The 6,130-nt window shown below is 58.7% G+C and carries 5 protein-coding genes; all 5 read left to right on the top strand.

All coding sequences use genetic code 11. The annotated features are described in order from the left end of the window. Positions 1-678 (top strand): undecaprenyl-diphosphate phosphatase (locus KBZ07_RS14810; protein WP_254932329.1); only part of this gene is annotated, 678 nt, incomplete at its 5' end. Positions 679-700: 22 nt separating this feature from the next. Beyond that, positions 701-2,119: a TIGR03279 family radical SAM protein gene (locus KBZ07_RS14805; protein WP_254932328.1), complete on the top strand. Its 1,419-nt coding sequence runs from the start codon at positions 701-703 to the stop codon at positions 2,117-2,119. 135 nt (positions 2,120-2,254) lie between these two features. Continuing rightward, a complete protein-coding gene (locus tag KBZ07_RS14800) occupies positions 2,255-3,829 on the top strand; it encodes a TolC family protein (RefSeq protein ID WP_254932327.1) in 1,575 nt (524 codons plus the stop codon). Between the two features lie 61 nt (positions 3,830-3,890). Further along, on the top strand, positions 3,891-5,252 hold the full coding sequence (locus KBZ07_RS14795; RefSeq protein WP_254932326.1) for a BCD family MFS transporter: 1,362 nt from the start codon (positions 3,891-3,893) through the stop codon (positions 5,250-5,252). Beyond that, on the top strand, positions 5,249-6,058 hold the full coding sequence (locus tag KBZ07_RS14790) for an inositol monophosphatase family protein (RefSeq protein WP_254932325.1): 810 nt from the start codon (positions 5,249-5,251) through the stop codon (positions 6,056-6,058). The genes KBZ07_RS14795 and KBZ07_RS14790 overlap by 4 nt, the downstream gene beginning before the upstream one ends. The last annotated feature ends 72 nt before the right edge of the window (positions 6,059-6,130 follow it).

Below are 6,130 nucleotides of genomic sequence, written 5' to 3'. Positions count from 1 at the left end.
AGCATCGCGGCGGTGTTGGCTTATTTCCGCTCAGACATGGCTGAAGTGATCAGGGGTGTGGGCCGGGCCTGCCGTCACGGTCAGTGGGGCGACCCCTCCGCTCGCATGGGTGTCGCCATTGCCCTGGGCACTCTGCCGATTGTTTTTGCTGGTTTGGCTTTGAAGCTTTGGGTGCCCGATTACGACAACTCGCCGCTGCGCAGCATGGCCTCGATCGCGGTCGTGTCGATCGTGATGGCCCTGTTGCTGGCTCTGGCTGAGCTGGTGGGTAGCCGTCGCCGCGAGCTGGTTGATGTGCAGCCCCGTGATGGCGTCTGGGTCGGCCTGGCTCAGTCCCTGGCTCTGGTGCCAGGCGTTTCCCGCTCGGGGAGCACCCTCACTGCCGCTTTGTTTGACAGCTGGCAGCGCCCGGCCGCCGCCCGCTTCTCCTTTTTGTTGGGCATTCCGGCAATCACCCTGGCGGGGCTGGTGTCCCTCAAGGAGGCATTCAGTGCTCCAACTGGTGGCGGCGCCGTGCCCTTGCTTGTGGGAATCGTTGCCGCTGCGATGGTGTCCTGGTTGGCGATCGCCTGGTTGCTGCGCTTTCTGCAAACGAACAGCACCTGGGTATTTGTCGCCTATCGCCTGGTCTTCGGGGTAGGCATATTGATTTGGCTTGGCGCCAGGATGGGAGCCTGAATCCCTAGCAGCCCCTAACGTCGTGTGGAATGAGCCCTCTGCGGGGATTGCCCTAGCTGCTCTCGATAGCAGCTCTCCAGGGGCGGTGCGCTTGCCGGCCCCTGCCGTGGTTGCCTCGGTGGAGCCTGGTTCGATCGCTGAGGAGTTGGGCTTTCAGCCGGGCGATCGCCTGCTCAGCATCAATGGCAAGCGTCCACGGGATCTGATCGATGTTCAGATGTTGGTGGGAGAGGAAGAGCTCACCTTGGAAGTTGAAGATCCAGACGGATCCCTGCATACGGTTGAGTTGGAGAAGGATCTCGATGAGGGCTTGGGCCTGGGATTCACTGAAGCTTTGTTCGATGGCCTCAAGCAGTGCAACAACGCCTGTCCGTTCTGCTTCATCGACCAGCAGCCACCGGGTCGCCGCAGCAGTCTCTACCTCAAAGATGATGATTACCGGCTCAGTTTTCTTTACGGCTCCTACCTAACACTCACCAACCTCACCGCCGCTGATTGGCAGCGGATAGAGGAACAGCGGCTTTCGCCCTTGTTCGTTTCCGTCCATGCCACCGAGCCTGAGCTGCGTAGCCGTTTGCTAGTCAATCCTCGGGCCGCTCTGCTGCTGGATCAGCTTGGCTGGTTCGCCCAGCGCGATTTGCAGATCCACGCCCAGGTGGTGGTGTGCCCTGGTATCAACGATGGCCCGGCCCTACTGCGCACCTTGCAGGATTTGGCCCAATTTGGCGCTGGCGATTGGCCCGCGGTGCTCTCCGTGGCAGTGGTGCCCGTGGGGCTTACCCGTTTTCGTCCCGATGGGGATGCCCTCGTACCCGTAGATCGCCAGTCTGCCCGCCAGGTAATCGCCTTGGTGGAGCCCTTGCAGCAGGGCTTTCAGCGAGATCTGGGCAGTCGTTTCGTTTGGTTGTCCGATGAGTGGTATTTGATGGCGGGGCTGCCGCTTCCCCCCCGGGCAGATTACGAGGACCTACCCCAGCAGGAAAACGGCGTCGGCAGCATTCGCGCCTTTATCGAGGCGCTTGAGCTCGCTACCCGGAAGCTGCCCAAGGCCCTGGCCAGGCCGCGGCGGCTGAGCTGGGTGGTGGGCCAGCTGGTGGCCGAAGCTCTCGAGCCCGTGGTAGCCAGGCTCAATGCGGTTGAGGGGCTTGACCTGATTTTGCATGGCTTGCCCAGCCCTTACTGGGGTCAGGAGCAGGTGGTTACGGGCCTGCTGACCGGTTCTGATCTGCTTACCGGCTTGGCTGGCTTGGATTTGGGCGAGGCCTTGCTGCTGCCAGCGGTAATGCTGCGCCAGGGCGAACCGGTATTCCTCGACGACCTCAGCCTGGCTGAGGTCGAGGCCCAGCTGCCGGTGCCTGTGCAGCTGCTGAAGGGTGCAGACGACCTTGTGGCCTCATGTTTAGGCAGGTTTCCATTAACTCCTTACAATGTTCGGGATTAGGCTGATGTTTACGTGCTCAATTTCACTTCCCGCTTAGCTCTGCTTTGCCTGCTGGGTCCCCCTTTTCTGGCCTTTGCAGCCCAAGCTCAGGACAAGCCAGCGACTGCTGCTTCCCAGGCGGATTTGACTTTGCCCATGCCTCCACCGTTGCCACTGGCACCTGAAGCCCTGCGTGGCGACTCCACTACCAAGTTGCGGGGCTATCGGCCACGCCTAAACCCAACCCTCGTGACTCCGGCAGCCACCAAGCTGGCTCCTGGGCTTGAGAATCTGCCCGCACCCGCCTCCTTGGCGCTGCCGGTTAAGCCAGAGCAAGTGCGAATAACCGAGTTGCGCCCCCTTGGTTTAGTTGAAGTAGAAAATCTTGCCGAGGTCAATAACCCCAATCTCAAGGCGATTGCTAGCCAGGTAGATCAGGCTCAGAGCAATCTTCGAGCCCAAATTTCTCAGTGGTATCCCAGCCTCAACTTGGAGGCAAATTCACTACCCGTTTATAACACCGGTGAGCAGAGCAACACGGTGTTTAACGGTGTTAAGCAGACTCAGGTCATTAATCGTTGGGATTTAGGAGCTGCCATCACGGCCCAGTGGTCACTAATCAATCCTCAGCGGGTGCCTACTATAGCAGCGGCGCGTGATCAATTTGAAAAGGCCAAGTTCCAATACGTCATTGCTCTACGGGATCTGCGATTGCAGGCAGCTTCTTCATATTTTGATCTCCAGCAGTCTGACGACCAAGTCCGTATTGGTCAGGAGTCCGTACGCGCTTCTTTAGTTAGCTTGAGAGACTCCAAGGCAAGATTTCAGGCTGGTGTGGCTACAAAGCTAGAGGTGCTTGAAGCTGAAACCCAGCTTTCCCGTGATCAGCAGCTCTTGACCAACTCTCTCGCTGCCCAAGCAATCGCTCGCCGCACCTTGGCAGCTCTTTTGGATTTACCCCAAAATGTAACCCCAACCGCTAAGGATCCGGCAAGGGTCTTTGGCATTTGGCAGCCCTCGTTGCAGGAAAGCATTGTTGCGGCTTATACATTCCGTGAAGAGCTGGATCAGGCTTTGCTGGATATCTCAATCGCTAACAGCCAGGCAAATGCAGCATTGGGTGCTGTTCAGCCCTTCCTAAACATATTTGCTGCGTTTTCAGGCAGCGTTTTTGACGGCCAAGATCCTCAAGTTCTAAACGACCCCGCAGGCGATGGAACGGAATACAACACTGCTATTGGCCTCAACCTGAGCTGGCGCCTCTTTGATGGCGGAGCAGCTGCGGCCCAATCACGGCAAAATAAGCAGCTTGCCCAAGAAAATACTTTTCGCTTCGCCCAGCGACGAGATGGCATTCGCCAGGAGGTTGAAACAAGTTTCTATGAACTCGAGAAAAACAACCGCAACATTGTGACTACCTCTAGGGAGGTGATTTCGGCGCGCGAATCCTTGCGGCTAGCTCGTCTGCGCTTCCAGGCTGGTGTGACAACCCAGCGAGAGGTGGTGGACAACCAGCGAGATCTCACTCAGGCAGAGGTGCGCTATTCCGGTTCAATCACTGACTACAACAAGCGTCTTGCCGAACTTCGTCGCCGAACTGGCCTAGATCAAGTGGCTGGTTGCACGCCCCAGTCCCTACCGGCAGTCAAGCCTGCCGGCGCTTCAGATCTTCCCGTCGAACCCACGCCCCTGATCCCTGCCTGCCAGGCCGCTGCCCAGGGAGCCGTCTGACGCCGTGGTGGCGTCATCTGTTGATCCACAGCCTTCATTTGGGCTGCCCAACACCCTGCGATTGGGTTTGTTCCAGGGTTGTTTGGGCTGCCTGGCCGTCATCTTCGCGGGCCTGCTCAATAGGGTCATGCTCAGCGAACTTGAGTTCCCCGGCCTACTGGTTGGTGGCGCGCTGGCATTTGAACAGTTTGTTGCTCCCTCCAGGGTGTTGTTCGGCCAAATTTCAGATGCCCATCCCTGGGCGGGGCGTCACCGGCTTCCATATATATGGCTGGGTACTGCCCTGTTTTGTGGCTTGGCGGTGCTGTCCGTTCCCCTGATCTTTCATGTGGGTCGCTTGCTTGAAGCTGCTTCCCAGCCTGAGCTGGCATTGGGAATCACGGCGCTTTGCGGGCTGTTTGCTCTTTATGGTCTGGCGATTTCCCTCGCCACCACCCCCTATCTCGCCCTCGTAATTGATCGCACCAGCGAGGCTGAGCGGCCCCGGGCGGTGGGCTTGATTTGGTGTCTGCTCACTGTGGGCATTGTGATTGGGGCAATCTCGATCAATCTGAGCTTGCGCAGTCTTGATGGCATCACCGATCCTGCCCTTTTGGAGCCTGTATTACTTGGCTTCATGGGCCGGGTGGCCGCAGTGGTGCTTGTGCTCACGGTTGTTGCCACCGTTGGGCTCGAACCCAGCAACAAGCAACTTGACTTGCCTGCGGGCGGGCAGCGCCGGGAGGATTCCATCACCCTCGCCCAGGCCTGGGCACTTGTCAGCTCAAGCCGTCAGGTCCTGGTTTTTTTCTCCTTTCTTGTGCTGTTCACCCTCGGCTTGTTTCTACAGGACCCCATTCTTGAGAGCTACGCAGCAGACGTGTTTGGCATGCCGATTGCAGCCACGGCATCCCTGAACGCCATTTGGGGTATGGGAACTTTGACGGGCTTGCTGCTTGCTGGGCTGTGGATCGTGCCCAGGCTCGGCAAGTTGGCAACGGCGCGACTGGGTTGCCAGCTGATTTTGGTCAGCCTGGTGTGTTTGGCACTAGCTGGTTTGGAGCCCCGTGTGCCGGTGCTGCAGGTGGTCATGCTCCTGTTTGGCTTGGCGGCGGGCATAGGGACCAACAGCGCCCTAGTGCTGATGCTTGATCTCACCTTGCCGGAGGCTGCTGGCACCTTTGTAGGGGTCTGGGGTCTGGCCCAGGCCTTATCAAGGGCCTTAGGGAAAATGCTCGGTGGTGGACTGCTTGATCTAGCTCGTTCTCTCCAGCAGGCTTTCGAGCTTGCCCCGTCTGTTTATTTCCCCTACGCCATGGTTTTAAGCGTGGAGGTGCTGGTTGCTTTTGGTGCCCTGGTGTTGCTGAGGCGCGTCAACCTGCGCCAATTCAGGGAGGATACGGGTCGCAGCCTCAGCAAGGTGCTGGCCCTAGAGCTCGGATGAACCAAGAACCCTCAGTGCTTTACCCCCCAGATCTCAATCCAGGCCTGGTTGAGCTGATTGATCTTGTGGCTGACCGGCAGCGGGCCGATTTCGGTCATATGGCCTCCGATCTCAAATCAGACGGCAGCCTGATCACGGCCTGTGATCGCTGGAGTGATGCGACCCTGGTTGAAGGATTGGCTCGCCTGTTTCCCGGTGAAGGGGTGCTGAGCGAGGAAGGCGACAAAACAGTGCCTAAGACCTCTGCTTATTGGGTGGTTGATCCCCTGGATGGCACCACTAATTTTGCGGCTGGGATTCCCTACTGGGCCATTTCCATAGCGCGTTTTGAGGCTGGGCGTCCGGTGCTTGCCGTGCTGGATGTGCCACCACTTCGGCAGCGGATCGTGGCGATACGTGGTCAGGGTGCCTGGCGCAATGGTCGCCTCCTGCTGGCTCCCTCCGGGCAGAGCCACCCTGCTGGCTGCGCTTCCTTGTGTAGCCGTTCGATAGGAGTGCTGCAAAAGCTGCCCAATCAACGCTTCCCTGGGAAAATCCGTTTGCTTGGGGTGGCAAGCCTCAATCTTGTCAGTGTGGCGATGGGGCAAACGATCTCAGCACTTGAGGCCACTCCCAAAATCTGGGATCTGGCAGCAGCGTGGTTGGTGCTCAGCGAGTTGGACTGCCCGATTCGTTGGCTGGTGCGATCACCGGAATCGATCGATGCTGGTTCCGATCTGTCTGCAGCCGATTTCCCTGTGCTGGCGGCCGATCGGCCGGAAACCTTGGCCCGCTTCATGCCCTGGGCCGATGCGCTGGTGGGCTGATCCTTGCCAGAAGGGCGTTGGAGGTGATATGTTTTTGGACTGCGCGCAAGGGGGAAGAACCCGAAGCGAACA

The organism is Cyanobium sp. BA20m-14, from assembly GCF_024346295.1.
Note: the sequence above shows the minus strand (reverse complement) of the source record. Positions and strands in the feature narration are given on the sequence as shown.

Excerpts from the sequence above, each read along its gene's own strand:
- KBZ07_RS14790 (WP_254932325.1), top strand. The coding sequence starts at position 5,249 with ATGAACCAAGAACCCTCAGTGCTTTACCCCCCAGATCTCAATCCAGGC.
- KBZ07_RS14800 (WP_254932327.1), top strand. The coding sequence starts at position 2,255 with ATGCCTCCACCGTTGCCACTGGCACCTGAAGCCCTGCGTGGCGACTCC.